Genomic DNA, 23,313 nt, shown 5'->3' with positions numbered 1-23,313 from the left:
TGATATCTGTGCTTTCTTAAGCTGAAGCGGGAGTCCGTGACAGACTGGATCGCCCGAATACTTCACGCGCAATTATCATCTTCTGGATGTGGGAAGGCCCTTCTGCAATTTCTAAACCTTGCACGTCTCGGAAAAGCTGCATAAGGGGGAGATCCTCGGAATATGCGCGGTGGCCGAGAATGACTATCGCCTCATGGACAGCATTAACCGCTGTCTCTGTGGCGAACCACTTTGACATGGCTGCCTCGCGAGTAATGGGTAGCCCCGAGTCCTTGCGCTTCAGCACGTCATAGGCGAGAAGCCGAGACGCCGCGATTCGGGTGAGATGCTCTGCGACAGGGAACGTAATTCCTTGGCGGGTGGCGAGTTTAGCGCCGAATGTTTCACGTTCCTGAGCCCAGTCAACGGCGAGCTGGATGGCATAATCCGCTGAACCCACTGCTAGGAGCGCGATAAGTGCGCGTGTGTAATCGAAGGACTCGCTGACCAGATTGAAACCGAGTCCGACCTCTCCGATTACATAGGCATCAGGAACGACAACATTATTGAGGGAGAATTCACCTCGACCAGTGGGGACGAACCCTAGGCTGGGAATGCGTCGCCGTTCAACACCTGGTGAGTCGAGTGGGACAAGGAACGGCGTGATGCCGTTGCGTGGATCGTCGGAGGTCCGGGCGAATACGACTGCTGCGCCCGCGACGACTGCGAACCCTGAGGAGGTTTTGTGCCCGTTCAACACCCAACCGTCATCAGTACGCTTGGCCTGAGTCTGAATGTTTCGAGAGTCTGAGCCTGCCACCAGCTCCGTGAGAGCAAAGCCGATGGCGGTATCGCCCTTGAGCGCTGGTGCGAGCCACTCCTTCTGAACGGTCGGAGTTGCATGCTTGGCCAATAGCTCATTGGTGCAAAGTGCACCGAACAGTGCAAACGCTACATTAAAATCGGCGCGACCGATTTCTTCCATTGCTATGCCGGTGCAAAGAGCTGAAGCTGCCAAGCCGCCTTGTTCAATTGGCGTGGAGAGTGCAAGGAATCCGCGGCTGCCCATCTCGCGGTAGATATCCCAAAAAAACTCCGTGCTGGTAGCCCGAGCGTGATACCCATCTGCGATGGATTCAGCAAACTCGCGTGCTGAGGCTCGAAGCTGGTCCTCGCTGATGGCACTGGAGGTTTGTAAATCTGGTGTTTCAAGGTTTAAAACGGTATTCATGGGATCCGCTCCTTGGGGGGACTTAAGATACTCGTAACTCTCCTCGATCCCTAGCTATCTGTAAAATAGTTATTCCCTCTATCTCATATCGATTAATCTGGTTGCCATGGGAAACGATTTCACTCTGAAGCAACTTGCATATTTCGTTGCCACGGCACAAACCGGGACAACTCAGGGTGCTGCTGACGAAATGTTTGTCTCGCAGTCTGCAATGTCAGCAGCAATTTCCGATTTGGAAAGCACGCTGGATCTGCAACTCTTTGTGAGGCAGCGAGGAATTGGGTTGAGCTTGACAGCAAGTGGTCGGGAACTCCTACCCAGAGCGGCCAAGCTGATTTCAGATGCTGAAGAGATGAAGTTTGCGGCAAATAATCTCCAGTACCAGTTGCAAGGCGAACTGGTCGTTGGCTGTTTTGACGTATTAGCGCCGTCCTTAATGCCACGACTACTGCAGCAGTTTGAATCGTTTTATCCAGAGGTACGACTGGACTTCATCGAAGGTTCGCATGCCGAACTTCTGCGCGAACTAGACACCGGGCGTATTGAAATTGCAATACTGGTTGAAGGAATTAATCAAGTCGGTTTGGAACGTTCCGTAGTGATGGAACTGACCCCGCATATTTTGCTTCCCACCCACCACCGGCTAGCTGGTGCTTCTGCGCTCAGCCTGCGTGAGCTGAGCGAAGAGCCCATGATTTTTCTAGATGCTGATCCGAGCCAGGAATTCATCATTAGAGCTTTCCGAACAGTGGGGGTGACGCCGACAATTCGCTATCGTTCGCGCAGCCTAGAACACGTGCGCGCGTTAGTTCGCAGAGGGCTCGGATTTAGTCTCGTGGTAATGGGAAAACGTAGCGCAGGGCTACCAAACGATTTGGGTATCGTTGCTGTACCTCTGGCTGAAGAGCTACCCCCGGAAGCTATCGTTCTCTGTCACCTGGCACGAGCACAACTCACAAGACGTGCGACAGCTTTCTGGCAGCTCACCCATGATGAACTCAGCGGTGACTTCACCTAATCAACTAGATGTTGGCCGGAATCCTAGACGCGCGATGTTCCCTGGGGCTGCATCCGTAGGTTGCTTTAAAAAGCTTGCTGAAATGGCTTAAATCGTTAAACCCATAAGCCTGCGCAATTTGCAAGATGGATCGACGGTGCAGCGCCGAATCTTCCAGATCAAGCCGGCATCGCTCAAGGCGGCGGCTTCGAATGTAACTAGATACCGTCAAGTCCTCTTCTTTGAAAAGGTACTGCAGCTGACGAGCGGAAATAAAGTGGGCTTTGGCAATTGAGTCCGTATTCAATTCATAGTCACTGAGATGCGAATCAATAAAAAGTCGCACGGTCTCAATCGTCAACATTGAAGGAGAAGCAGCAGCCATCGTCTGAAGCTCGGAAGAAATCAATGCTGTGATGAGCTCGAACGCGCTATTCATAATTCTGGAGCCATTCACACCATCGAGCTCATCTAGATTCTCGGCCATGTGCTGCATGAAGGGGCAGATGACCCGTCCTATCCCTGTATCACCAGCCAATCTCGACGCAGTCATGGTCTGTACGAGATGAGCTGAGATGCCGAGCATCTTATGCGGAAAAACCATGACAAGAGAACGCATGGGCTCGTCATATTCGATTGTGTAAGGACGCGAAGTGTCATAGATTGCAACGTCGCCTGGTTCCAGTCGCGCGCTGCGTCCATCCTGGAGTACTAGCCCTGAGCCTTCGAGCTGCATGCTCAATTTAAGATGGTGATTTTGATCACGACGGATCGCGTGCATTTGACGGTGCACACTATGTGGAGAAGCTTGGATATCTGTGATGCTAGTTGAGCCGATATTTCTCGTACGGAAATTTCCAGAGAACTCTTTGGGGGAAACTGCTGAGATGGAAAGCGGCACGAACCGGTTTCCGACAAGACGAATCCAATCGTGAAAGCTCAATGACTCATATGACTCCATATGGTGCTGAGTAGTTATTTCGGTTATCACTTATGCCTCCTTGCACGGTGTAACACCTTGATTGTAGGGCCGGAACTTGTTAAGAGGTTTTTGCTGCTCAAATTTCTTCTGCGTCGTCGTCGTTGCGCGGAATCCCATCAGGCGTGCGGCCAGAGACAAGTTCTTGTCTCAGCGCTCACACATACTGGTGAAGCTGACAGCGACTTTCGGACTGCAGCGACGGAGCTGTAAAGGAGCAGAGTGTGATTCGAAATGATGAGCTGTACGCCACAGGCCTGAAGCAAAGGCGGGCAATGTTCGGGCCAGAAGGCGCTGAAGACCAGGTTGAGCACACCACAGACTTAAACGACAAGCTCCAAGAGTTTGTTACCAGGTCCTGTTTTGGGGATATTTGGCAGCGAGATGGTCTTTCGCTCACAGATCGCAGCAAGATCACGTTTGCAATGCTGATCGCTCAAGGAAAAAATCATGAGCTTCGAGTCCATGCACGTGGTGCGATTGCCAACGGTGTGAGCATCCATGAGCTACGCGAGGTCATTGTGCATTCGTTGCTCTACTGCGGAATTCCTGCCGCGGTCGAAGGAATGCGTGCGCTCGAAGAAGTCATGGTGGAGAAGGGCATCGAATTCACCATTGACGGCGAAAGCGCTGCCTAAATACCTTGCCTGAAGAAATGAAGGTTTAATGATGAGCAAGAAAATCACAAAAGTAGGGTTTATTGGGCTTGGCGTAATGGGCTCCCCAATGTCGAAGAATATCGCGGTGTCACGTGAATTCGACCTCACTCTTTTCGATATGAACTTCGAGCAAGCGACGAAACACGCACAGGAAATTGGTGCTGTGGCCGTGGCTGATGCAGAGGGACTTGCCGAATGCGACATTATCGTCCTGATGCTGCCCACTAGCGCAATCGTACGTGACGTGTTGCTCGATGAATCGGGTCAACCTCGTATTCCAGCTCGGACAGGGACAGTGTTTGTGGACATGAGTTCGTCCGACCCCACTGAAACGCGTGAGACAGGCGCTGAGCTGGAAGCTGCTGGATACATCATGATTGATGCGCCGGTATCAGGTGCAAAAGAACGTGCCGAATCAGGAACGCTTACGATCATGCTCGGTGCGAACGATGAACAAGGCGCACAGCGAGCGATACCTGTTATCAACACGATGAGTTCGGGTATTTTTCGAACTGGCTCATTGGGTACCGGTCATGCCATGAAAGCCCTTAATAACGCAGTTGCTGCTGCAGCGTTTGCTGCTTCGGCGGAGGCACTTATAGCCGGCCAACGATTTGGGCTTGAGCTGGGCGTAATGGTGGACGTTTTTAACGCTTCCACAGGACAGAGTTTTCCCACCACGCACGTACTTCCTGAACATATCGTCAACGGAAAGTTTGCTAGTGGATTTGCCTTACCGCTTTTCACTAAAGACGTGCGTATCGCCCAGAAAGTGCAGCAGGCCGTTGGCCATGAAGCACCAGTCTGCGACGCAGTAACGCGTCAGATGGGTGCGGCGATGGATGCATTGGGAAACGTCGATCACACGCGAGCGTTTGAATTTTGGCGAGAGCAATAAGGCGAAACCATGGAAACGGTAGAAGAGCAACGAAGCTCAACTTTCGATAAAGTTCTCAGGCAAGTTAGCGCTGGCCTCGGCATTATCGCGGCCAGCGCGCTTGTCGTCTTGATGATGGCGACCGTCATCGACGTTGTGGTTCGTGCAATATCTCGGGCAAGCGTGCCAGGGATGATGGAACTGGCGGAGTCTGCGCTGGTTGTTTCGGTATTTCTTGGTCTGGCCTGGACATCTATTCAAGGCGGGCACGTAGCTGTGTCCATCGTGACGGATCGGCTAAATGCAAAAGCCGCACGAGTGGTCTCCAGTCTGGTGTGGATGTTGAACGCGACACTGCTGATCTGGATGACGTATGCATCATTTCTTCGTGCGGTTCTAGCCACAAAAATGAACGAAACCCGCTTTGGGCTAGTGCAGTGGCCGATGTGGCCTATGCGTTGGGTGATCGCTGTCGGACTACTGCTGTGGGCTGTCGTCGCGGTTGTTAACCTTGTCCGCTCTGTGACGGGCAAGAGCATTTACGGCGAAGAGGAGGCGGTTCTCGATGTGTAATACGCATGGGATATTGAACTTGGAAGTAAAGGGGGCATCATGCTCGTCACAGGCATAGTGCTGACAGTGGTTGTCCTGCTCATCTTGTTGTTGATGCTCCGCATGCCGGTGGCGCTGGCACTGGCGCTTTCAGGGGCACTCGGCCTAGGGATTCTCCAGGGCACGAATTACACCACAAATGTTCTGGGATCGGTCCCTTTTACAGCTACGGCCAGCTTCTCTTTGACGATCATCCCAATGTTTATACTCATGGGAATGCTCGCTATGCGTGCGCGCATTGCAGAGCATGTATTTGCTATTGCTAACCATGTGGTGGGGCGCTTTCCCGGCGGGCTGGGCATCGCTACCGTCATGGCCTGCGCGGGCTTCTCTGCGGTCTCGGGCTCAAGCATCGGTACTGCAGCAACGATGTCGAAGCTCTCAGTCGGCCAGATGCGAGCCTACGGTTACCCCGCTTCGTTGGCGACAGGTATCGTGGCCATTGCCGGCACCCTAGGGGTCGTTATTCCGCCTAGTACATTTCTGGTTCTGTACGCCATTATGACGGGTGAATCAGTGGGCCAGATCCTAGCCGCGGGCATTATTCCGGGCATCCTTTCGGCGGTGGGCTACATCGTTTACATTCTTGTCGTAGGTCACCGGCAAATTGTGCGGCCAGAAACAGTGCTGGCTGATGTGGTTGAGGTGGCATACGCAGATGCTTCTGCAAAAGTCTCCTCACCTCGGAACTCTGCAGCCAGAGGCGGATCACGTGCGGTAGCTGATGGGCCAGCACACCTTCCAGTGTCGGCTGGGGTGCCTAACACCGAAGCGGTCAAGCAGGTTTATGGTAAATCAGCGCGTAATCTACCTTGGCGTGGGCTCGTGCGGCTCTCAATTATCTTTCTCATCGTTCTGGGAGGTATGTTCTCGGGTATTTTCACGGCCACGGAATCTGCTTCGATTGCCGCGTTTGTGGCACTGCTGATTCTGCTGTGGGAGTTTCGTCGTGACGGCGTCACCACGATGTGGTCGAATGTCAAAGGCGCACTGCTGGACACTGCCCAAACCACTTCGATGGTGTTCATGATTCTCGTTGGATCTAGTGTTTTCTCAACCTTCTTGATTGCTGCCCACGTGCCTGACACCATCACCAATTGGGTGGCCAGCCTTGCAATTCCACCTTTGCTGACTATCGGTCTATTGCTTTTACTGCTGCTGCCGCTAGGCACAGCCCTTGACGAGATATCGGTCCTGATTATTACCATCCCTATTATTTACCCCATTGCAATGGAGCTTGGTTTTAGTGGGATTTGGTTGGGTCTTATGATCGTGAAGCTCACCGCGATAGGAATGGTGACGCCACCAGTGGGCATGACGTGCTTCGTCGTTGCGGGCACAGCGGGTGTTCCCACAGAGACTGTCTTTAAGGGTGTTCTGCCGCTGATGCTGATGGATCTCGGTGTATCAGCAATACTCTTCTTCGTGCCAGCGATCACGCTATTTTTGCCCTCCCTTGTAGCGATGAATGCAGGCTGAATCCTTGCGCCGTTTGCTGCCTCATGTGCGTCAAATACCAATTACGTTGACGCTTTTGCCTGAAGAATATGAAATGACTTACCTCGCAAAGATGCGGATTGTTTAGAAAGGACGATGATGTTCTCACAACACACTCGTACAAAGAATGTTGGACGTGTTAGCGGCGTAATTGGGATGGCGGCGGTAGCCGGCCTACTAATCACTGGTTGTGCCGGGGTGAATAACGCTGGTGGCTCGGGCGCGGCCGGTGCAGAAGGTGCAGAGTCAGTGACCTTCACCCTCGCGACTGGTGCGCAGGCAGGAACCCCGAATGCAGCGGTGCAGGAATGGTTTATGGACCGGGTGGAGGAAGTCACTGAAGGTGGGATCAACTTTGAGCGCACGACAACTGAAGCGCTATGTAAAGCGGCAGAAGTTGCCGACTGCGTGAGGGACGGCCGAGCTCAAATCGGTGTGACGGTCCCTGACTACACGCCACAGTATTTTCCCTCCACAAGTATGGTGAGTATTCCATTCTTGAACCAGAATGCTCAGGCAGCCATGCAGTCAATCTATGACCTGCACACAGATTACGAACCAGCCAAGGCCATTATGGAACGAAACGGTCTGCACCATGTTGGTACTTGGCCTGTTGGTCGTCTGCTGATTGGCAACCAGAATCCTATTGAGAGCATCGAGCAGTTTGACGGCTCTCAAGTACGAGTCTCTGGCCCGATCATCCAAAAGGCGATTAGCGAGCAAGGTGCGAATATCGTTTCGATCACAGCGCCAGAGACCTACGAAGCTGTCGAGCGAGGAGTCGTCTCAACCACTGCAGGTGCCATCGATTTCCCGGTGAACTACAAACTGATGGAGCTGCTGCCGAGTTGGACAGACCCAGGGATCGGGCAGTACTCGACGTTTGGTATGTGGGTGAATGCAGAAGCATATGCAGGATTGCCTGATGACTTGCGTAAGCAGTTTGATCAGGTGACGGAGGAACTCAACACAGGCGAAGGTGTCAAGGCATTCAACGCAGTCGCTGCAGGACAGTGCGATGCGATGCTTGAAGCGCCCAAGGTTACGCTCACTGGTTGGTCTGAAGCCGCAACGAAAGCGTGGAAGGACGATTTGGGTGAGTCTGGCAAGCAAATGTGGATTGATCTTGCGACAGAACAGGGGCTCGATGACGCAGCCGGTGTACTGGAACAGTACATCTCAGGACTTGATAAATATGACGATGTTGCTTACGACGACGCGACCAGTAACTGTGTAGCTTCGTTCGCCGATCGTTAAATAGAAGACCAGAAAGTTGGGGTGTCGCGTATGCGACACCCCACTTTGTTGTACGCCCGGCATGGGCATCTGCTTGGAGGTGGAAGTCCTCTGGAGGAGAAGGTGGTTTAACTCTTAGCCAAGAGCAACTGCGTCATCGCGAGGTGGGGTGGGAAGGAAGCTGGCGGCAAATCCTGGCACCGAGGAACACGAATCGCATCAGGCATGCAGGTCGGGGTAAGGCAGCAAACGATGTCGAAGCCCGTTCCACCATTGAACGGCTTGTGTGTAAATGCGGTGGCGGTCAGGGGAAAGTGGATGTTCTTATCTGGGGAGGCCTGTCCCAGTGCGGCACTCGTGAGGGTGCAGCGGTTCTGCTTTAAGGGTGGGGCTGATGGGGCAGGAGTCAGCAGACGCCATAGTACCGACGGGAAAGTTATATGGGTCGGGAAGGGCTGAACGTTAGGAATTGACTGGTATGGAGAGTGGTTCTCGTGGTCATCGTGTGGAACACCGATCGCCTGGTGAAACAGGGCAGTGCGTAGATCCTGACCGTGATGGTCTTGCGCGTGCTGGGTGGAACGAGGACTCGGCGGCTGCTGGACAGAAAGTCTGGGGCAGTGAAGTGAACTTGTGGGAAGAACTCTTCTCTGAGGGGAATCTTGCTGCCGCGTTGGAACGAGTTGAGCGGAATCGTGGCGCTCCCGGGGTAGATGAGTATTCGCAGGCTTGAGCGCCACCCATTATTCCCGTTCGGGGCCACCATTATTCCCGTTCGGGGCTATGGGTCGCGGCGGTGAGCGCCACCCGCATAACGCTGTGGCGCTTACCTCACAGGGAGTGAACGCGTGCAACTGGCCCGGGTTGAAAACTTTCTTCGGTCGTGTGAACCGACACAGTTCACTCGCGTGGCTGACGACGGTAGCGTCGAGCAGTTGACCTATGCAGAAGTTGTCGCACACGTGGCCGCGATCAAGGACATGCATGATGAGGAGAAATCTCGGGCGGCGGCAGAACGCTTAGCGCTCGGCTGGAGAAAGATTGAGGCGGCCTACGCGGCGGACACCGCGGAGCAATTGGTTACGGAGGGGCGCTGGCGAGGGTTTTCGTATGCTGAAGCTACGGCCTGGTGCTGGAACCTCTTCCAGTTTGAACCGCACGGCTTCATGTACCCCCGCTCGCAAGTGAGGAGCGAAGCTCTGCAGCGGCTTGAACGAGGCGAACTGCCCGAAGTGTTCAACTACCCCGAGCGGGCACGCGAGCTGGCCGACGCGGGGCTCGACCCGCGCTCCTATCGCACGCACCACGCAGCGCTGGGCAAACCCACCTACGATCCGGGTGAGGTGCGTCGCAGCTAGTAGTGAGGCGGCGCGATCTGGAGCTGATTCGGATCGCGCCGCGGAGCCCCTCGCGCTAGTAGTTCGTGACTGCTGCGCCGAGGAGCCATTGTGAATGGCGCGGTGTGTAAGGACCTAGGGGTGGTGTTATCGGAATATTCGAATACACTGGACGTATCGTTAAATTCCGATAGATGAAGGAAAGTGACATGCCTCGATATACCGCCCGATTGCGCACACCGGCCGACTTTGGCCTGGCGGTGCAGCAAGCTCGAATGGAGCGTGAACTTACTCAGAATCAGTTGGCCGCTGACTCAGGGATTCGACAAAGCTCGATCAGCGAGATTGAAAGCGGAAAGTCGACGATCTATTTGAAGCAGCTGTTGGAACTTGCGCGGGCCACGGGGCTTGAACTTTCTGCGAGCTGGGGGGACGAAGACGATGCGACTCTTAGTTGAACTATATGGGACAGTCGTGGGTGAGCTGTCTGGCGATGCGCGCGCATTTGATTTCACACCCAGCAAAGCGGGCATGGCAAAGTTTGGCGTGAATAGTGGCGTGATCTCGGTAGCAATGCCGCTGTCGCCGAAGCAGCGACGAGACTTTGCTCGACGGAGACAAAACTGGTTTGAAGAATTGTTGCCCGAAGGCAATCAGTATGACTACATGCTGGCTCAAGGTGGAATTCGGCAGGGGGATACCCTGGCGTTCTTGGCCCGATACGGGCGTGACGTTGCGGGCGCTTTGCAGATTTGGAACCCAGAAGATCCAACTGAGCCTCACACGCCATCGCTTCGGCCGGTGGGTTTGTCTGAGATTCGTGCGCTGCTAGAAGACCCAATTGGGGCGCCCCTTGCAAATGATGGTCTCGCTGGTAAATCCTCGCTAGGAGGAGTGCAGCCAAAAGCTGTGCTTGTGCGCACTCGGGAAGGTTGGGCCCAAGGCCTGGGTGGGTATCCGACCACGCATATTGTGAAGCCACAGCTTGGCGGAAACCGTGCAACTGTGATCTTTGATGAGGAATATGGTGCGCGTGTAGCCCGGAGGTTAGGGCTAGCTGATTTTGGTGTTGAGATCGAGTATTTTGATGGCCTTGCTGCCCTTGTTATTGAGCGTTTCGATCGGGGCGAAGAGGGTCGTGTGCACCAGGAAGACCTGAGCCAGGCTCTCGGGGCAAAAGGAAACCAGAAATATCAAACCATAGGCGGCGTCGTTAGTTTGCGCAGGGTTGCGGAGACTCTGGATAGGTATGCAGCCAAGGAAGATCTGAAACGTTTCGCGCGTATGGTCGTACTCGCTGTTGGGCTCGGCAACTTAGACATGCATACAAAAAATATTGGCCTGCTGCACTCGGCGGCTGGAGAAGTGACGCTGGCCCCGGCCTATGACGTGGTGCCTCAGGCACACTTGTCCCTGGACGGGGAGCTGGCTCTGGCGGTGAACCGTAAGTATCGGCACGTAGACGTGACGGTCCAAGACCTAGTGACAGAAATCTCTGGATGGGGTCTAAGCAACGCGGAACATCTCGTGAACAAGTTCCTTGCTGACATGCAATCTGCATTGGAAGCAGAAGAACCCATGGCGGGGGCTTTTGTGGACCTTAAGGCGCAAACTCTTGGCTTCGTCGCAAACTTGCGCGCAGGCCTCACCGTGGCTGGCAAATAGATAAGCGGGGGGAAGACCGCCTATAAGAAGCAGCGTTTAGAACAGCAGCGAGAACCCAGCGATGGCCGATGCGACCGCGAGGATCAGGGCAACAGCCACGAGTACTGCGTGTACCTTGAGGAACTTGGTGGCGCGACCCTGCTTATCGGTGGCGCGGGGATCCTTCGCCACGCGCTTCCAAAACTGCGGCCATACGATCGCGTTGTAGATAGCGTTGACGATCAGCAAAATGGCGGCAAATGCGAGCATGCGTCCAGTCTATGCCGCAGGGTCTGCCGCACACTGTGACGGTGCGGGGTCGGCGGAGCACGGGACCGGCTCCGGTGCCAGGTCTGCCGCGCATGCGGCCTGCTCGGCGATCTGCTCTGCAACCGGGTCTGCCGCACACCCCACCACTTCGGTGGGTGGCTCGGTGGCGGGGGATCCGGGGCCTGCGGGGGCGCTCGCCGGGTCAGCAGCGCAGGGCGCTGGCACCTCGGGCATGATGCGCGGGTGCTCGGGGTCAAGGCTCGTGAGGATCGCGTAGGTGAGATCGGTGAGCTGGGCGACGCCGTCACCGGGCAGCTGAGCGAGGCCCTCGAGTACCAGTTCGCGCACCGCGAGCGCATAGAGATCGCGCGCGGTTTCGTGCGCGGCGGCGCCGGCGGCAGTGAGCACCGCGTTGGTCGCGCGGCCGTCGGCGGGGCAGGGGGCACGCTCGATGAGACCGCGGCGCTCGAGCGATGTTGCCACCCGCGATATGCGGGGGAGCGTCGCGTTGGTCTTGCGGGCGACCTCGCTCAGGCGCATGCGGTGGGCATCGCTTTGAGACAGTGCATCGAGCAGGGTGTACTCGAATGAGGTGACGCCAGCGACCCCTAAACGCTTATCTAGGGCGGTGGGGAGCAGCTCGAGGAGGGCGTGCAGGCGGGCGACCGCGATGCGTTCGGGGTGAGTGAGCTGGGAGGTCATAAAATTCATTCTAGCAAATTAGTTGCACTCGCAAGTAAAGTGTGCGTATTATTTAGTTGTACCTGCAACCAACCGCTTTTCGGTTACGAATAGCCCCTCGCAAGGAGAGACCCGATATGGCTTCGTTCACAATCTTTGGAACCGGCAACATGGCAAACGCAATTGGTGGCGTACTCGCTGCGGGTGGCGCAAGCGTTGACTACATCTCGCACAACGATGCTGATGCCGCCGTCACCGGCGACACCGTCGTGCTCGCCGTGCCGTTCCCCGCCGTCGCCGAGATCGTCGCCAGCCACGGTGCGCAGCTCGCCGGCAAGACCGTCATCGACATCACCAACCCCCTGAACTTCGAAACCTTCGACGACCTCGTCGTGCCCGAGGGCAGCTCGGCCGCCGCCGAGATTCAGAAGGTGCTGCCCGAGTCACGCGTGCTCAAGGCGTTCAACACCAACTTCGCTTCGACCCTCGCCACCGGCAAGGTCGGCGACACCGACAGCGTCACCACCGTGCTTGTGGCGGGCGAAGACGCGGCGGCCAAGGCCGATCTCGTCGCAGCAGTCACCGCGGGTGGCATTCGCGCCATCGACGCCGGTAGCCTCAAGCGTGCCCACGAGCTCGAGGCCCTCGGCTTCTTGCAGCTCACCCTCGCGGCCGGCGAGAAGATCTCGTGGACCGGCGGATTCGCGCTGAACAACTAATTGTCGCCGTGTGCGAGGTGTAAAAACCTCGCGCACGCACCGCCCGGCACCGCAATGGTGCCGGGCCGCGGTCGTAGCTCACGGCCCGCACCCTCCCCGTGATTTCACCCCGGCACATCGCCGCATCCAGACAGGAACGAAAATTGGAACAGCACACAGCCGCAACCTCTGAGCGCACACTCTCGAGCGAGCTCGCGATGAGCGCGGTGACTCTGCGGGTAGGCAACCTCGAAACCATGAGCGACTACTACGCGAACGCCCTCGCGCTCGTGCCCCTCGATGAGCGCGCCATCGGCCGCGAGGTGCACCGGGTGCTGGGGCGGGGCAATGTGCCGCTGATGCGGCTGGTGCATATGCCGGATCTGCCCGCGGTGAACCCCAGCGATGCCGGCCTGTTTCACACGGCGTTCCTGTTTGAAGACGCCGCGAGCCTCGCCGCCACGGTCTACCGCGCCGCGCAAGACCCGCGCAGCCAGTTCGCCGGATCAAGCGACCACCTCGTGAGCGAAGCCTTCTACTTCACCGACCCCGAGGGCAACGGCATTGAGCTGTACCTCGATCGGCCTCGCCACACCTGGACCTACACCAACGGCCAGGTCGACATGGCGACCAACTATCTTGACCCCAACGCGTACCTCTCGACCCACCTCAACGAGCAGGTGCTCGCCGCCGCTGCCCAGCAGCGAGGCACCATCGGTCACGTGCACCTGCAGGTGGGCGACGTTGCTGTGGCGCGCGAGTTCTACGTCGACGCCCTCGGCTTCGAATCGACGTTGGCGATGCACCCCGGTGCGCTCTTCGCCTCGGCTGGCGGCTACCACCACCACGTCGCCATGAACACCTGGAACAGCCGCGGCGCGGGCCCCCGCGCCGCACGCCTCGGCTTGGGTGACGTAGCGATTACGCTGCCGGGCCGCGAAGATCTCGACGCGCTCGCCACCAGGCTGCGCGGCCGCGGCCTGCAGTTCGCCGACACCGGCCGCTCCATCGTGCTCAACGACCCGTGGGGCACCCAGGTTACGCTCGAGCTGCCCGGTGCGGGTGCGGAAGACCTGCTCGCCGCGTAAGGAAAAGCTGTATCGACGGGCCGTTCGCGTTATCGCGGGCGGCCCGTTTGGCGTGTGCGTGCTGCACTCGCTGATGTGAAGGATGTGGGTTTGGGGTGAGGTGGCAAAGGCCTGTAGGTGGGTCTGCTGGACATTTTTGGCTCCCTGAAACTGGCCAAGCTCCGGGTAGTTTGGGTGGATGTGGCAGATTGAGACTCTTTTGCGAAAGCATGACAGGTCTGCTTTTTGCTGCGAGGAGCCTGCCCTCAATGAATGGTTAAGTCGTTACGCGTTTCAAAGTGACCGTCGAAGAAGTACATTGACTCGTGTTTTGGTGGCGGAGGGGAGCTCGGCTGTGCTTGGTTACTACTCGCAAAGCTCCTACCGAATTGATGCAGAAGAATTGTCGGCCGTGTTTGGCTCGTCGAACACGCCCAGGTACCCCATTCCGAGTGTGTTGATCGCTCGTCTGGCGCGATGTCAGTCGGTTCGAGGGCAGGGAATCGGAGAGCTTTTGCTCGCGCACGCGCTTCGGTCTTGCACGCGGGTATCGAAAGAGATCGGGGTTGAGCTGGTCGTGGTGCACGCCATGAGTGAGGCTGCGGCAAAGTTCTATGAGTCGTATGGGTTTGTGAGATTTGTTGATCACCCTCACAGTCTGATGCTTCCTTTGAAAACGCTTGAAAGAGATTATCCGGCGTAGCTAAGCTTGAATGCTGTACGTACAATGAATGTACGGACCGAGGGGGCAAGCTATATGAACATCGCTACGGCGCGCATCAACTTGCGCGTTTCTGAAGAGGCGCGTGACGTCATCGATCGTGCCGCAGAAATGCAGGGCGTTGATCGAACGGCATTTATGCTGGATGCTGCGGTCACGCGAGCTCGCAGTGTTATTTTGGAGGACGCGATCCTCAATCTCACTTCACGGGAAGTGGAACAAGTGCGAAGTCTGATCGAAGCAGAAGCTGAACCCACCCCTGCTCTTCGCCGGGCAGCGCAGCGGCTCGAGCAGCTCGGCTTGTAACGCGAGAGATCAGCGAAAGGCAGACTGCGTGTCGGGGCTCCGGTGATCGGTCGCCGTTGTGTCATGGATGACACATTGGGTATTGTGTCATCCATGACACAAAGTGAGGTTGGTCGTCGCCGAATGCGTTCCGCGCGAGGGATGGGCGCGTTTGTGGCTGAGCGCCGAGAAAACCTTGGGTTGACGCAGCAGGAGCTTGCTGACCGGGCTGGCGTTAGCCGGTCTTGGGTCGCGAGATTTGAACGAGATGGCTCGTCAGCGGTGCTCCTTCGGGTGATGGACACCCTGGCTGTGCTGGGGGTCACGATGGAAATGCTTTTCTCCAACGAGAGCAATGAGAGTAACGAGGGCGGCCAGTAGATCCCGAGCCGCACGCAGCGACCCCGCAGCACCCGCGCTACAGCGTGCGCAAAATCTTCTCGAGCGGGCGACCCTTCGCGAGCTCGACGACCACCTTGTCGAGCAGGCGAATCTCGCGCAATGGTGGGTCTTCGACCTCTTGAATTTCGGTGGCATGCAGAGGCGCCGGGTGCATTGAAGACGGTCAGATTACGCCGTCTGGATCTGCTTTTCGCAACGCTGCCAAAGCCGTCTCCCAGGGAATTCGTTCTTGTTCCAGCCGAGCATCGGCCTCAAGCTGTAGCCGATGCACGGTGCGAAGTTCTTGCGGCAGAAGCATAGTGAGTTCTCCACGAACGGGACTCTTGTCGGTGACCCACAGGTCTCGGTGGGCAAGTAGTGTGTCGTCGTCCATTAAGACCGTTGTGACCCGAGAATGATGAAGTCTCAGCCTGTTGAGAATCGCAAACCCGGCCGAATCAAGATCACCCCAATACACAATGGGGCAGCGTTGCATCCACGGAAGATCGGCGACGGCAGCGATGTCGAGGCCATTCCCGTGAATCGCGATGGCACCCGCCCACTCAGGCATCGCAAGCACCGACTCCTTGTTCTCAAACACGAATGCCACCCTTGGTTCGAGGGTGAGCCCGGCGAGCTGCATGAGGGGCGCCGAAAAATCGCTGAGTCCACCAAGGCTGTGCGCACTGAGATCCTGATCTAGCACGCGCACCCGGTAGAGCATGTCACTCTCTACCACGCCTAGCGCGTGGCCGGGCACTAACGCCGCGAGTAGATCGGTCACCACCGCGCGATGGGAGGCAAACCATTTTGTGTCGACGCCTCGGAGCGGCAGCTGCCTGGGTCGCAGCCCGGCTACCGAATTCTCACTCAGCCACTGCGCAGCAGCAAGCACCTGCTCCCACTCCGCATCGTCGTATCCAAGAATAGTGCGCACGTGGCGCCGGATCACAGCACCTAAAGCCTCACTCGAACCAAATTGTGCAGCGGCGAGAGCCGTGCGATCACGTACGAGATGCCAATCATGTGCCGCCGTACCACCAACGAACGTGGCTATGGCGTCAGGGGAGGCGAAGCGCAATCGCACCGGTACTTCTTGCCGCCCGATCCTGCGCCAGTTACGCGTCTCCCAATCAAGTGCGGCGCTTTCGGCGGGCATCGCGGCCCGCCAACTGCGGGCCCAAACTTCTGCAGCTGAGAGATCTGCGAGTGCCTGAGCTTCGGTCGGTGGCTTGAGCGCGATTGAGAGCGACCAAGGATCTGTCGACCCCGCAGCCAGTGAAGAAGCCCAGACCCCCAAATTCTTGGCGATGCGCTCGCGGGCGGCCACGCGAGCAGCCGCCACGCTCATCATGCGGCTCCTCGCGGGTTCTCCCACATGAGACTCGACACGTGGGACCGGGCCCGAGTCGGGTTCTCCACCTCAGTCGCCCCGCCCACATACGGCTCGATGGTTTGCAGGAGCTTGTGTGGCGTCGCCAGCACCATCTGAAACCCGAACTCTTGAAACACGTCGAGGGCGAGTCGGGTGTACCTGCTGTCGGCCTTATCAAATGCTTCATCAAGCACGATCGTGCCGTATCGCGGCAGCGGGTCATCGGGGTCCGCAAGCTGGTATCTCAACGCCGCCGCGAGGCAGAACACCACAAGCTTCTGCTGCTGGCCACCCGACATGGCCGCACCTGAGTCATACGTGGAATGACGTCTGCCGCTGTCGTCGATTTCGTGAGCTAAGAACGTCACGTGAAGGCGGGTGTCTAAACACAGATCTCGCCACTTTCGATCCTGTGGATCACTCGAATCGAGCCTTTGCATCAGCGCCGAAAGCGTGGCAAACCTGTGCTCGGCATCAGCGGCATTGTCGTCAGCCCAACTGTTTTCAGAAATGGACCGAAGCTGTTGCAAAAACCGGGTGGCAGCTTCGCCCCGCTTCGTCTTAACCTCAATATGTAAGTAGCGGGCCTCGTCAAATGCAGACCTGCGCAGCGACGCATTTACGGGATCGATGCGAGCTTCAATCTCGTCGGGTGCATGCATGATTTCGTCGACGAGCTGGCCAACCATGTCGCGTGAACGATCGCGCAGCAGATCAAAGAACCGTGATTCATGATCGGGAAGCCCATTCGCGACGATCCCGTCATACAGTTCGATGAACCCGTGTCGGCCTTCGACGTTTGCCACGAGGTCTGCTGATGCCCCACGCCATCGCTCACGAAACTTAGTAGCGATGCTGGTAATTTCAGAACCGGCTTTATCGGCGATCGCCTTCGCCTGGTCTCGCTCTCGATAGAGACGCTCAGAAACCTGCTGACCGGTTTCGGCCAGGGTGATCAACGTGATGCTGCGACGTACAGCGGCAAATCGCGTTTGCAGATCGGTGCGGAGTTCGTCAGTGAGGTGCAGACCGGTGCCATCGTCAGCTCGTCGTGATTCGATCTCAGCGATCATTTCGGCGAGCTCACCGAGACGTCGCTCGGCTGTTTGTCGATCGCTTTCGAGCTGCGACACCCGTCCATTGGCAAGATCGCGTGCCTGCCTGGAATTGTCCAGACGCTCTTGCGCTACTGCAAGATCAGAGTTTGTGCCCGTCAGCTCTACGAGGTTCTTATGTAATCGGTCGACATCGGTTTTGGCGCTGGACACATCGAACTCGGCCCACGGCCGTGTGCGCAGATCGTTCAACGTGTCCTCGCGCAGCAGGGCGAAGTCTCGTTGACGGGTGGCTGCATCGACGATGTCTTCGTAACGATTCACCTCTGCGCGGGCCGAAGCCAGTAGCTCAACGAGGGCTTCGTGCTTGGCTTCATGGTCCCCCAAAATCCAACGGCCACGGTTGCCGATTGAAACGCGGTCGTCCTTTACATACCGGGTGCGTGATGATTTGATCTGCCCGTTAATGGTCACTGCGCGTGCATGATCATCGAACTGGTCGGGCTGGTCGACGCATGCATAGTCAAACCGTTCCGAGAGCGTGCGGTGCATCCACGCTTCGAATGCGCCGGGCTTGACTGTGACCCGGTGCACCAGTGATGAATTCGAACTGACGGGCTTGGGCGGCTGGACATGGGGCAGGACTTCTTCGTAAACGAGTAGAAGTTGCAATGACCGTGCATCGACCCATCGGCGGGTAGCAATCAGATGTTCGCTGCGCACGAGCAGGGTGAGTGCGAACTGCTTCAGGACCCGTTCGAATGCGCCGGTCCAAGCGGCGTACTGTGCATTGACCTCAAGTAGCTCTGCAGCAAACGGGAGGGCTGTGACGGGGACCCCCAGATGCTCGGCCAAGTCTTTACGCACGACTTGTAGCTTCTCTGGAACAGAGCTCTTGCTGCGCGCGAGCGCATCAATTTCGCGTTCCAACTGCTGAGCGTTGTGTCGCGCGACCGCAAGCTGGTCGTGTTCTTTGATGCTGGGGCCGCTCGCGCTCTCAGCGCTCGCCGCGGCTCCTGATCGAAACCCCTCCGCCACCAACTCAGCAAATTCTGACGCATTTACGGGGGCAGGAGCAATGCCGAGCTTCGCCAGCCGGTCTGCCATCTGCTGCCACCGCCGCTCGGTGGATTCAACCTGCGCGGCTGCGCTTTCTACACGGAGTCGCAGTTGTTCGACGTCGCCGCCACCCAGTTCTAAGGTGCGTTGACGCGAGACATCGTAGGATTCCTCGGCAGCGCGCAGTTGGGCTGCTGCGTACTCACTATCGGCACGCAGCACGATGAGGTGTTCCTCAATCTTGGTACGTTCCGCGAAAGCTAGTTCAAGCTGTCGCTGGCGCTGATACAGCAGCACGTGCGCGCCGAGAGTGCTGGCGGCCGCTGCGCGGCTTTCAGCGAGGTCATATTCTATAGAGGCGTCACGCAACCCGGCCAGAAGATCGCGTTGTTGGCGCAGTCGCACCACGTGTTCGTGTGCTTCGTTGAGCTCACCAAACTGGGTACGTGCTTCTTCTGCCAGTTTGAATGTTTCTGGCTTCTCCAACATGGATTCACGAAACAGCTGGTTGAGGCTGTCGAGATTCTTTGCCGACTGCGTCTTATGGAGCAGCTGCAGCGCACTCTCGTCTGCGATTCCAAATATGGATCGGAGTCGTTGATAGAACCGGGTGTTCTTGCCGCCAGAATTAACGAGCGCATCAGGAAATGCGGCTTGGAGTTTGCGGCTCTCGAGACCGCTTCGCGCGAACGGTTCTAGGTCACGCAGGTCGAGGGCAGCGCGCTCGAGCACGTAGAGGCTGCTGAGGTTTTCCCGTGAAGTGTCATTCCCCTTCGCGAAAAACAGTCGAGCCAGGGTGACCGGTAGATCGACGCCATTCTCGTAGCGCATCACAATGCCGCTCCAAGTGGGACCTGGGCGCAAATACTCACTGACCACGCGATCTTCAAACTCGTCAGTGCGGCGAGCCCAAGCTCCGCGCACGTAACTCATGAGGCTGCGCTGGTCGCTTCGGGTACCCGCTCCCTGCGCGGCGAGGTTGAATCGCAGCCATCGATCTGGCGTTAATACTGTGGCGATGGCGTCGAGAAGTGATGATTTACCTGAGCCAGATGGGCCAGTGATGAGCTGACCCTTGCGCGACACAGGGATGCGATAGATCGCCCCGTCGAATGTTCCCCAGTTCGCCACCTGTACCTCAGCGAGGCGCCACTGCCCGGGGGCAACGGGCACTGCTTCATTGTTCATTGCCTCTGTGTTCACGAAAGTTCCTCAGATGACTCGGCGGTAGGCTCTGGCAAATCGGCCGTCGTATGCGATTGCGGATCAAGGCCCGCCAATTTCTCGTACACCTGGGTAAGCGCGCGCACCCGTTCTTCGTCGATCATGAATTTCACGAGGGGCGAGACCTCCACACGGTCGTCATCGACGGTGTGGATGACACGGTATTGCTTGCTCATGCGCGTCCACGCAGAGTTGAGGTTTCGAGCATATGTGGCCGTGTCAGAATTGCGGTAGATCGCAAGCTGCTCAAAGATCTCGGTCTGGCTTACGATGGTGCGGCGCCCACCGCCCGTGGCGAGTAGCTGCTGACGCAGCACCAACAACAAAATGGTGTCGGCGTACGTGAGGGCCACATTTCGGAGTGCGCTCGGGGCATCAAACTCGGGCGCGTGTACCTTGCGGGTAAAAGCTAATTCGTCGACCTCATCGATGACGACGTCGAGAAACAAATCGTGTAGTCGCGACTGAATCTGAACACGGTCAGCGAGCAGAGCGGTCCATAACCGCGAGTGCTGTTTGCTCGAGAGATAGGGCCCCTGAATCAGTTTGAGTAGAGCACGCCGGGAGCTGTCGGCAAGCGTACCCGAGTCGCCCTCCCACAGTCCCGAAGATAGCGTGGTCGAGCCCTCAGCGTGTTCTTCGAGGAGGGGGTCGACGAAAAACTGTGTCATAAATCGATCCGTTCGGTAAAGACGTGACGGGTGACAGTTGCGGTGCGAGTAACGTCGTCGAGGCCGGTCCAGGTGAGCTGCTCGGCGTTGTCTGTGTCGACGAGGCCGTGCCGTGTGGCGAGAGCCAGGAGCCCCACAACGCTTGCGAGGCCCTGAGAAGATGGAAACTCGCGTAACACATCGGCTACTGATCCGGTGCCAGCCACTTCAAGGTAACTATTGACATTTGAAGAGAGTTCGGCAAAATCGATTTCACTCTCGCGGGCGATCAACACGAGTTGTGCCAGATCAACCTCCCCGGATTCGGCATCACCTAGCAGCTCGCCCGCGTCAAATGCTGAGGGATCATGTGGCGAGACCCCACCGATGCTGCTCATCGAGATCACGGGAAGGTCGATACTCATACCGATCTCGGTAAACGGCTTGATCGCCATGCGGGCCGGGGCCGCGGTTGAAAGCGCCTCCTGGATCAGCGTGCGCAACGCACGGTCACGCTGATAGTCCTGGGACCTCACATAGCGGCGCAAACCGCGCGCAAACTCGGTGAGCGTGCCCTGCACATCACGGCTCCCCATTTTCATGTCGCGTAACAGGTTGCGAATCTGGCGGCGTGCGTTAGCAGGCAGCTGGGAAGCAAAATCACGGTTCAGGATCTCGCGTACGTTGGATTCAAATGCTGCAGAGCTTTCGGGGTCGCGGATCAGTCCTGAAAACGCTTGAAATGTGCGACCCTCGTCAGACTCTGAGATGAGGTCAACACCGCGAAAGATCTCCATGATCACATTGCTTTGATGATCGTCAAGACTGAGTATCGCGACGCGAAGTTCCTGGTTTAGATCTTCGAATCGGGCTCGTACCCGCGCAAAATCTGCAGGGAGTCCCTGCGCCTGTAACAAGATATCGGTGATGCGCTCGGTGGCGACCCGCGGGTCGAGGGGCTCGACTTCTCCGCTGCGGAGCCGGGTGATCTCCTCGTCGAGGCGCTCCCGCTGTTGTTCTAGTGCACGCAGCTTTCGTGAGGTATCGGGGTCGGTATCAATCGCCAAAGATTGTAGTGACTGGGCCAACGTCATCAGCCGTGACTCGGTGAGCGTTGACTGCGGGGTGATCAGCTGGTCGATGATGCGGATCGCATCGAAGCCTGCTGCTGAGAGCTCATACGTCTCACCGCGGGAGCCTTCGGCCGCCCGTCGAATAATGACCTTCTTTTCGCGCCAGCCATCGCAGAAACCCTTCGCTGATTGTGTGCCCAGGTCAAAATGTTCACGCAGGGTCTGTAAATCAGCGTCGATGAGTTCGTGGAGCTCATCGGTCGGAACACGGGTGCTCGGGCTCCCGAAATATTCGCCCAATACAGCAGCCATAACCGGCAAGGTGTTCGCGCGCAACATGTCGATCGTCGCGTTGGCGCCGCTGAGACGCTGAATCGCGAGTGCGGTGGGGAGCACAGACATAGGGCCATTCTGCCGGATGTTGAGGCACACCCGGAAGCATTCGGTGCAACACCATCATGGATTGAGTCCTCGATCATGCGTTTGTTCGCGAATACTCCGTGATCCGGAGCCGCTAGCAGCAACCCCAGATCACCCGCGCGCTACAGCGTGCGCAGAATCTTTTCGAGCGGGCGACCCTTCGCGAGCTCGTCAACCACCTTGTCGAGCATGCGAATCTCGCGCATCAGCGGGTCTTCGACCTCTTGAATTTTGACGCCGCACACCGAGCCCGTAATGAGGGACGCCGCGGGCGTCAGTGAGGCCGCCGAGAAAAACTCCCGAAACGTCGTCTCGGCGGCAATCTGCTGCGCCAGCTCGGCATCAGAAAACCCGGTCAGCCACCTAATCACGGTGTCAAGTTCGGCCTGCGTGCGCCCCTTGCGCTCCACCTTTGAGAGGTAGAGCGGGTAGACCGACGCGAAGCTGGTGTGAAAGATTCGGTGCATGTTGGGAGTGTATGCCGAAATCCTTGAACGGCGCAGATACACTGCCAGCATGATTGATCTGAGTCATTCAATTCGAACGGGCATGACGGTGTACCCAGGGGATCCGGGGGTGCGCTGCGCGCAATCATTGACGATTGATGCCGACGGAGCAGCCGTGACCGCTGTGAGTCTCGGCTCGCACACGGGCACGCATATCGATGCGCCGGCGCACTCGATTGCGGGCGGCCGCACGATCGACGAGGTGTCGCTCGGCGAACTCGTGGGTGATGCGCTCGTGCTGCACCTCACCGATCGGGTGCGTGCCGGAGCCCCCATCGACACCGCCATGCTTAAAGACGAGCTCACTAAATTCGTCGCCGTGCCCCGCATCGTGCTGCTGCACACCGGCTGGGACCGCCACTTTGCCTCAGAGCGCGCGCTCGAGCACCCCTATCTCACGCGCGAGGCCGCGGCTGCCCTGTGGGAGCGCGGCATGCGGGTGCTGGGCACCGATGCCCTGAGCCCGGATCGCACCGCAAGCACCAGCGACGGGCCCGTCGTGGGCGGCGGCGCGGGGCTGGGCTTGGGCGCTGCCCCCGGCATCTTCCCCGTGCACGATGTCGTATTGGGCGGCGACGGGCTGATCGTCGAGAACCTGCGCGGGCTCGAACGCCTCGGCAGCCTCGCTAAGGTCGGGTTCTTTCCGCTGCCACTCACCGGTGACGGGGCCCCGGTGCGCGCCGTGGCGTGGGCCCCCGGAGAAGAAGGGCCGCGTTCATGACTGACTTACCCGCATCACACACCCCGTTGGCGGGTTTGTTGTCGTGATCGTTGGCATAATCGGCGCGATTCTCTTGATG

25 protein-coding genes are annotated in these 23,313 nt (G+C 57.6%); 15 read left to right on the top strand and 10 right to left on the bottom strand.

The annotated features are described in order from the left end of the window. Nucleotides 1-16 precede the first annotated feature (16 nt). Nucleotides 17-1,210 carry an acyl-CoA dehydrogenase family protein gene (locus JOF28_RS05335; protein WP_209704831.1) on the bottom strand — a complete coding sequence of 398 codons (1,194 nt, stop codon included), beginning with the start codon at nt 1,208-1,210 and terminating at the stop codon, nt 17-19. Nucleotides 1,211-1,316: 106 nt separating this feature from the next. On the opposite strand from JOF28_RS05335, the gene JOF28_RS05330 reads away from it, so the two are divergent. Then, entirely contained in the window at nt 1,317-2,228 is a 912-nt protein-coding gene (locus tag JOF28_RS05330) for a LysR substrate-binding domain-containing protein (protein ID WP_209704830.1), read from the top strand. A gap of 4 nt (nt 2,229-2,232) precedes the next feature. On the opposite strand, the gene JOF28_RS05325 is transcribed toward JOF28_RS05330, so the two are convergent. Then, entirely contained in the window at nt 2,233-3,168 is a 936-nt protein-coding gene (locus JOF28_RS05325; protein ID WP_209704829.1) for an AraC-like ligand-binding domain-containing protein, read from the bottom strand. A 242-nt stretch (nt 3,169-3,410) separates the two neighbouring features. On the opposite strand from JOF28_RS05325, the gene JOF28_RS05320 reads away from it, so the two are divergent. The 8 genes from JOF28_RS05320 (at nt 3,411) to JOF28_RS05285 (ending at nt 11,069) form a co-directional block, all read left to right on the top strand. Further along, the gene (locus JOF28_RS05320; RefSeq protein WP_342452090.1) at nt 3,411-3,824 is read left to right on the top strand and encodes a carboxymuconolactone decarboxylase family protein; all 414 of its coding nucleotides are present in this window, start codon (nt 3,411-3,413) and stop codon (nt 3,822-3,824) included. A gap of 31 nt (nt 3,825-3,855) precedes the next feature. Continuing rightward, a complete protein-coding gene (locus JOF28_RS05315) occupies nt 3,856-4,743 on the top strand; it encodes an NAD(P)-dependent oxidoreductase (RefSeq protein WP_209704828.1) in 888 nt (295 codons plus the stop codon). 9 nt (nt 4,744-4,752) lie between these two features. Continuing rightward, nucleotides 4,753-5,295: a TRAP transporter small permease gene (locus JOF28_RS05310; RefSeq protein WP_209704827.1), complete on the top strand. Its 543-nt coding sequence runs from the start codon at nt 4,753-4,755 to the stop codon at nt 5,293-5,295. A 39-nt stretch (nt 5,296-5,334) separates the two neighbouring features. After that, on the top strand, nt 5,335-6,813 hold the full coding sequence (locus tag JOF28_RS05305) for a TRAP transporter large permease (protein WP_209704826.1): 1,479 nt from the start codon (nt 5,335-5,337) through the stop codon (nt 6,811-6,813). A 267-nt stretch (nt 6,814-7,080) separates the two neighbouring features. Beyond that, a complete protein-coding gene (gene dctP / locus JOF28_RS05300; RefSeq protein WP_209704825.1) occupies nt 7,081-8,088 on the top strand; it encodes a TRAP transporter substrate-binding protein DctP in 1,008 nt (335 codons plus the stop codon). Between the two features lie 887 nt (nt 8,089-8,975). Continuing rightward, the gene (locus JOF28_RS05295) at nt 8,976-9,425 is read left to right on the top strand and encodes a hypothetical protein (protein WP_209704824.1); all 450 of its coding nucleotides are present in this window, start codon (nt 8,976-8,978) and stop codon (nt 9,423-9,425) included. A gap of 188 nt (nt 9,426-9,613) precedes the next feature. Further along, nucleotides 9,614-9,862 carry a helix-turn-helix domain-containing protein gene (locus JOF28_RS05290; protein ID WP_209704823.1) on the top strand — a complete coding sequence of 83 codons (249 nt, stop codon included), beginning with the start codon at nt 9,614-9,616 and terminating at the stop codon, nt 9,860-9,862. Nucleotides 9,863-9,878: 16 nt separating this feature from the next. Then, nucleotides 9,879-11,069: a type II toxin-antitoxin system HipA family toxin gene (locus tag JOF28_RS05285; protein WP_342452089.1), complete on the top strand. Its 1,191-nt coding sequence runs from the start codon at nt 9,879-9,881 to the stop codon at nt 11,067-11,069. Nucleotides 11,070-11,105: 36 nt separating this feature from the next. On the opposite strand, the gene JOF28_RS05280 is transcribed toward JOF28_RS05285, so the two are convergent. Then, nucleotides 11,106-11,318, bottom strand: a complete 213-nt coding sequence (locus JOF28_RS05280; RefSeq protein WP_209704821.1) for an SCO4848 family membrane protein — start codon at nt 11,316-11,318, stop codon at nt 11,106-11,108. A 9-nt stretch (nt 11,319-11,327) separates the two neighbouring features. Beyond that, a complete protein-coding gene (locus JOF28_RS05275) occupies nt 11,328-12,020 on the bottom strand; it encodes a MarR family winged helix-turn-helix transcriptional regulator (RefSeq protein ID WP_209704820.1) in 693 nt (230 codons plus the stop codon). Between the two features lie 116 nt (nt 12,021-12,136). Between JOF28_RS05275 and JOF28_RS05270 the strand changes: the two genes are divergently transcribed. The 5 genes from JOF28_RS05270 (at nt 12,137) to JOF28_RS14900 (ending at nt 15,151) form a co-directional block, all read left to right on the top strand. Further along, nucleotides 12,137-12,718, top strand: a complete 582-nt coding sequence (locus JOF28_RS05270; RefSeq protein WP_209704819.1) for an NADPH-dependent F420 reductase — start codon at nt 12,137-12,139, stop codon at nt 12,716-12,718. Nucleotides 12,719-12,915: 197 nt separating this feature from the next. Then, nucleotides 12,916-13,785 carry a VOC family protein gene (locus JOF28_RS05265; RefSeq protein ID WP_209706809.1) on the top strand — a complete coding sequence of 290 codons (870 nt, stop codon included), beginning with the start codon at nt 12,916-12,918 and terminating at the stop codon, nt 13,783-13,785. 178 nt (nt 13,786-13,963) lie between these two features. Then, nucleotides 13,964-14,467 carry a GNAT family N-acetyltransferase gene (locus JOF28_RS14905; RefSeq protein ID WP_425342475.1) on the top strand — a complete coding sequence of 168 codons (504 nt, stop codon included), beginning with the start codon at nt 13,964-13,966 and terminating at the stop codon, nt 14,465-14,467. 54 nt (nt 14,468-14,521) lie between these two features. Then, complete coding sequence (locus tag JOF28_RS05255; protein WP_209704817.1) at nt 14,522-14,791, top strand: type II toxin-antitoxin system TacA family antitoxin; 270 nt, start codon at nt 14,522-14,524, stop codon at nt 14,789-14,791. Between the two features lie 63 nt (nt 14,792-14,854). Beyond that, nucleotides 14,855-15,151, top strand: a complete 297-nt coding sequence (locus tag JOF28_RS14900; protein WP_425342474.1) for a helix-turn-helix transcriptional regulator — start codon at nt 14,855-14,857, stop codon at nt 15,149-15,151. A gap of 37 nt (nt 15,152-15,188) precedes the next feature. Here JOF28_RS14900 and JOF28_RS05245 read toward each other — a convergent pair whose 3' ends face one another. From JOF28_RS05245 to JOF28_RS05220, 6 genes are all read right to left on the bottom strand, one after another. Next, nucleotides 15,189-15,326: a DUF2200 family protein gene (locus tag JOF28_RS05245; RefSeq protein WP_209704815.1), complete on the bottom strand. Its 138-nt coding sequence runs from the start codon at nt 15,324-15,326 to the stop codon at nt 15,189-15,191. Nucleotides 15,327-15,335: 9 nt separating this feature from the next. After that, complete coding sequence (locus JOF28_RS05240; RefSeq protein ID WP_209704814.1) at nt 15,336-16,505, bottom strand: Wadjet anti-phage system protein JetD domain-containing protein; 1,170 nt, start codon at nt 16,503-16,505, stop codon at nt 15,336-15,338. Continuing rightward, nucleotides 16,502-19,828 carry an ATP-binding protein gene (locus tag JOF28_RS05235; RefSeq protein ID WP_209704813.1) on the bottom strand — a complete coding sequence of 1,109 codons (3,327 nt, stop codon included), beginning with the start codon at nt 19,826-19,828 and terminating at the stop codon, nt 16,502-16,504. The genes JOF28_RS05240 and JOF28_RS05235 overlap by 4 nt, the downstream gene beginning before the upstream one ends. Before the next feature lie 11 nt (nt 19,829-19,839). Then, the gene (locus JOF28_RS05230) at nt 19,840-20,535 is read right to left on the bottom strand and encodes a DUF4194 domain-containing protein (protein ID WP_209704812.1); all 696 of its coding nucleotides are present in this window, start codon (nt 20,533-20,535) and stop codon (nt 19,840-19,842) included. Beyond that, nucleotides 20,532-21,989, bottom strand: a complete 1,458-nt coding sequence (locus JOF28_RS05225) for a DUF3375 domain-containing protein (protein WP_209704811.1) — start codon at nt 21,987-21,989, stop codon at nt 20,532-20,534. Before JOF28_RS05225 ends, JOF28_RS05230 begins: the two co-directional genes overlap by 4 nt. Before the next feature lie 140 nt (nt 21,990-22,129). Next, nucleotides 22,130-22,474, bottom strand: a complete 345-nt coding sequence (locus JOF28_RS05220; RefSeq protein ID WP_209704810.1) for a DUF2200 domain-containing protein — start codon at nt 22,472-22,474, stop codon at nt 22,130-22,132. A 49-nt stretch (nt 22,475-22,523) separates the two neighbouring features. Between JOF28_RS05220 and JOF28_RS05215 the strand changes: the two genes are divergently transcribed. After that, complete coding sequence (locus JOF28_RS05215) at nt 22,524-23,234, top strand: cyclase family protein (RefSeq protein WP_209704809.1); 711 nt, start codon at nt 22,524-22,526, stop codon at nt 23,232-23,234. Nucleotides 23,235-23,313: the final 79 nt, after the last annotated feature.

The organism is Leucobacter exalbidus (genome assembly GCF_017834145.1).
In the GTDB taxonomy this organism is placed as follows: domain Bacteria; phylum Actinomycetota; class Actinomycetes; order Actinomycetales; family Microbacteriaceae; genus Leucobacter; species Leucobacter exalbidus.
This window is presented reverse-complemented; position numbering and strand designations above follow the sequence as displayed.

Coding starts and splice junctions, on each gene's coding strand:
- JOF28_RS05335 (WP_209704831.1), bottom strand. CDS start 1,210: ATGAATACCGTTTTAAACCTTGAAACACCAGATTTACAAACCTCCAGT.
- JOF28_RS05330 (WP_209704830.1), top strand. CDS start 1,317: ATGGGAAACGATTTCACTCTGAAGCAACTTGCATATTTCGTTGCCACG.
- JOF28_RS05325 (WP_209704829.1), bottom strand. CDS start 3,168: ATGGAGTCATATGAGTCATTGAGCTTTCACGATTGGATTCGTCTTGTC.
- JOF28_RS05315 (WP_209704828.1), top strand. CDS start 3,856: ATGAGCAAGAAAATCACAAAAGTAGGGTTTATTGGGCTTGGCGTAATG.
- JOF28_RS05310 (WP_209704827.1), top strand. CDS start 4,753: ATGGAAACGGTAGAAGAGCAACGAAGCTCAACTTTCGATAAAGTTCTC.
- JOF28_RS05305 (WP_209704826.1), top strand. CDS start 5,335: ATGCTCGTCACAGGCATAGTGCTGACAGTGGTTGTCCTGCTCATCTTG.
- JOF28_RS05290 (WP_209704823.1), top strand. CDS start 9,614: ATGCCTCGATATACCGCCCGATTGCGCACACCGGCCGACTTTGGCCTG.
- JOF28_RS05280 (WP_209704821.1), bottom strand. CDS start 11,318: ATGCTCGCATTTGCCGCCATTTTGCTGATCGTCAACGCTATCTACAAC.
- JOF28_RS05275 (WP_209704820.1), bottom strand. CDS start 12,020: ATGACCTCCCAGCTCACTCACCCCGAACGCATCGCGGTCGCCCGCCTG.
- JOF28_RS05270 (WP_209704819.1), top strand. CDS start 12,137: ATGGCTTCGTTCACAATCTTTGGAACCGGCAACATGGCAAACGCAATT.
- JOF28_RS05265 (WP_209706809.1), top strand. CDS start 12,916: ATGAGCGCGGTGACTCTGCGGGTAGGCAACCTCGAAACCATGAGCGAC.
- JOF28_RS14905 (WP_425342475.1), top strand. CDS start 13,964: ATGTGGCAGATTGAGACTCTTTTGCGAAAGCATGACAGGTCTGCTTTT.
- JOF28_RS05255 (WP_209704817.1), top strand. CDS start 14,522: ATGAACATCGCTACGGCGCGCATCAACTTGCGCGTTTCTGAAGAGGCG.
- JOF28_RS14900 (WP_425342474.1), top strand. CDS start 14,855: ATGGATGACACATTGGGTATTGTGTCATCCATGACACAAAGTGAGGTT.
- JOF28_RS05245 (WP_209704815.1), bottom strand. CDS start 15,326: ATGCACCCGGCGCCTCTGCATGCCACCGAAATTCAAGAGGTCGAAGAC.
- JOF28_RS05240 (WP_209704814.1), bottom strand. CDS start 16,505: ATGATGAGCGTGGCGGCTGCTCGCGTGGCCGCCCGCGAGCGCATCGCC.
- JOF28_RS05235 (WP_209704813.1), bottom strand. CDS start 19,828: ATGAACAATGAAGCAGTGCCCGTTGCCCCCGGGCAGTGGCGCCTCGCT.
- JOF28_RS05230 (WP_209704812.1), bottom strand. CDS start 20,535: ATGACACAGTTTTTCGTCGACCCCCTCCTCGAAGAACACGCTGAGGGC.
- JOF28_RS05225 (WP_209704811.1), bottom strand. CDS start 21,989: ATGTCTGTGCTCCCCACCGCACTCGCGATTCAGCGTCTCAGCGGCGCC.
- JOF28_RS05220 (WP_209704810.1), bottom strand. CDS start 22,474: ATGCACCGAATCTTTCACACCAGCTTCGCGTCGGTCTACCCGCTCTAC.
- JOF28_RS05215 (WP_209704809.1), top strand. CDS start 22,524: ATGATTGATCTGAGTCATTCAATTCGAACGGGCATGACGGTGTACCCA.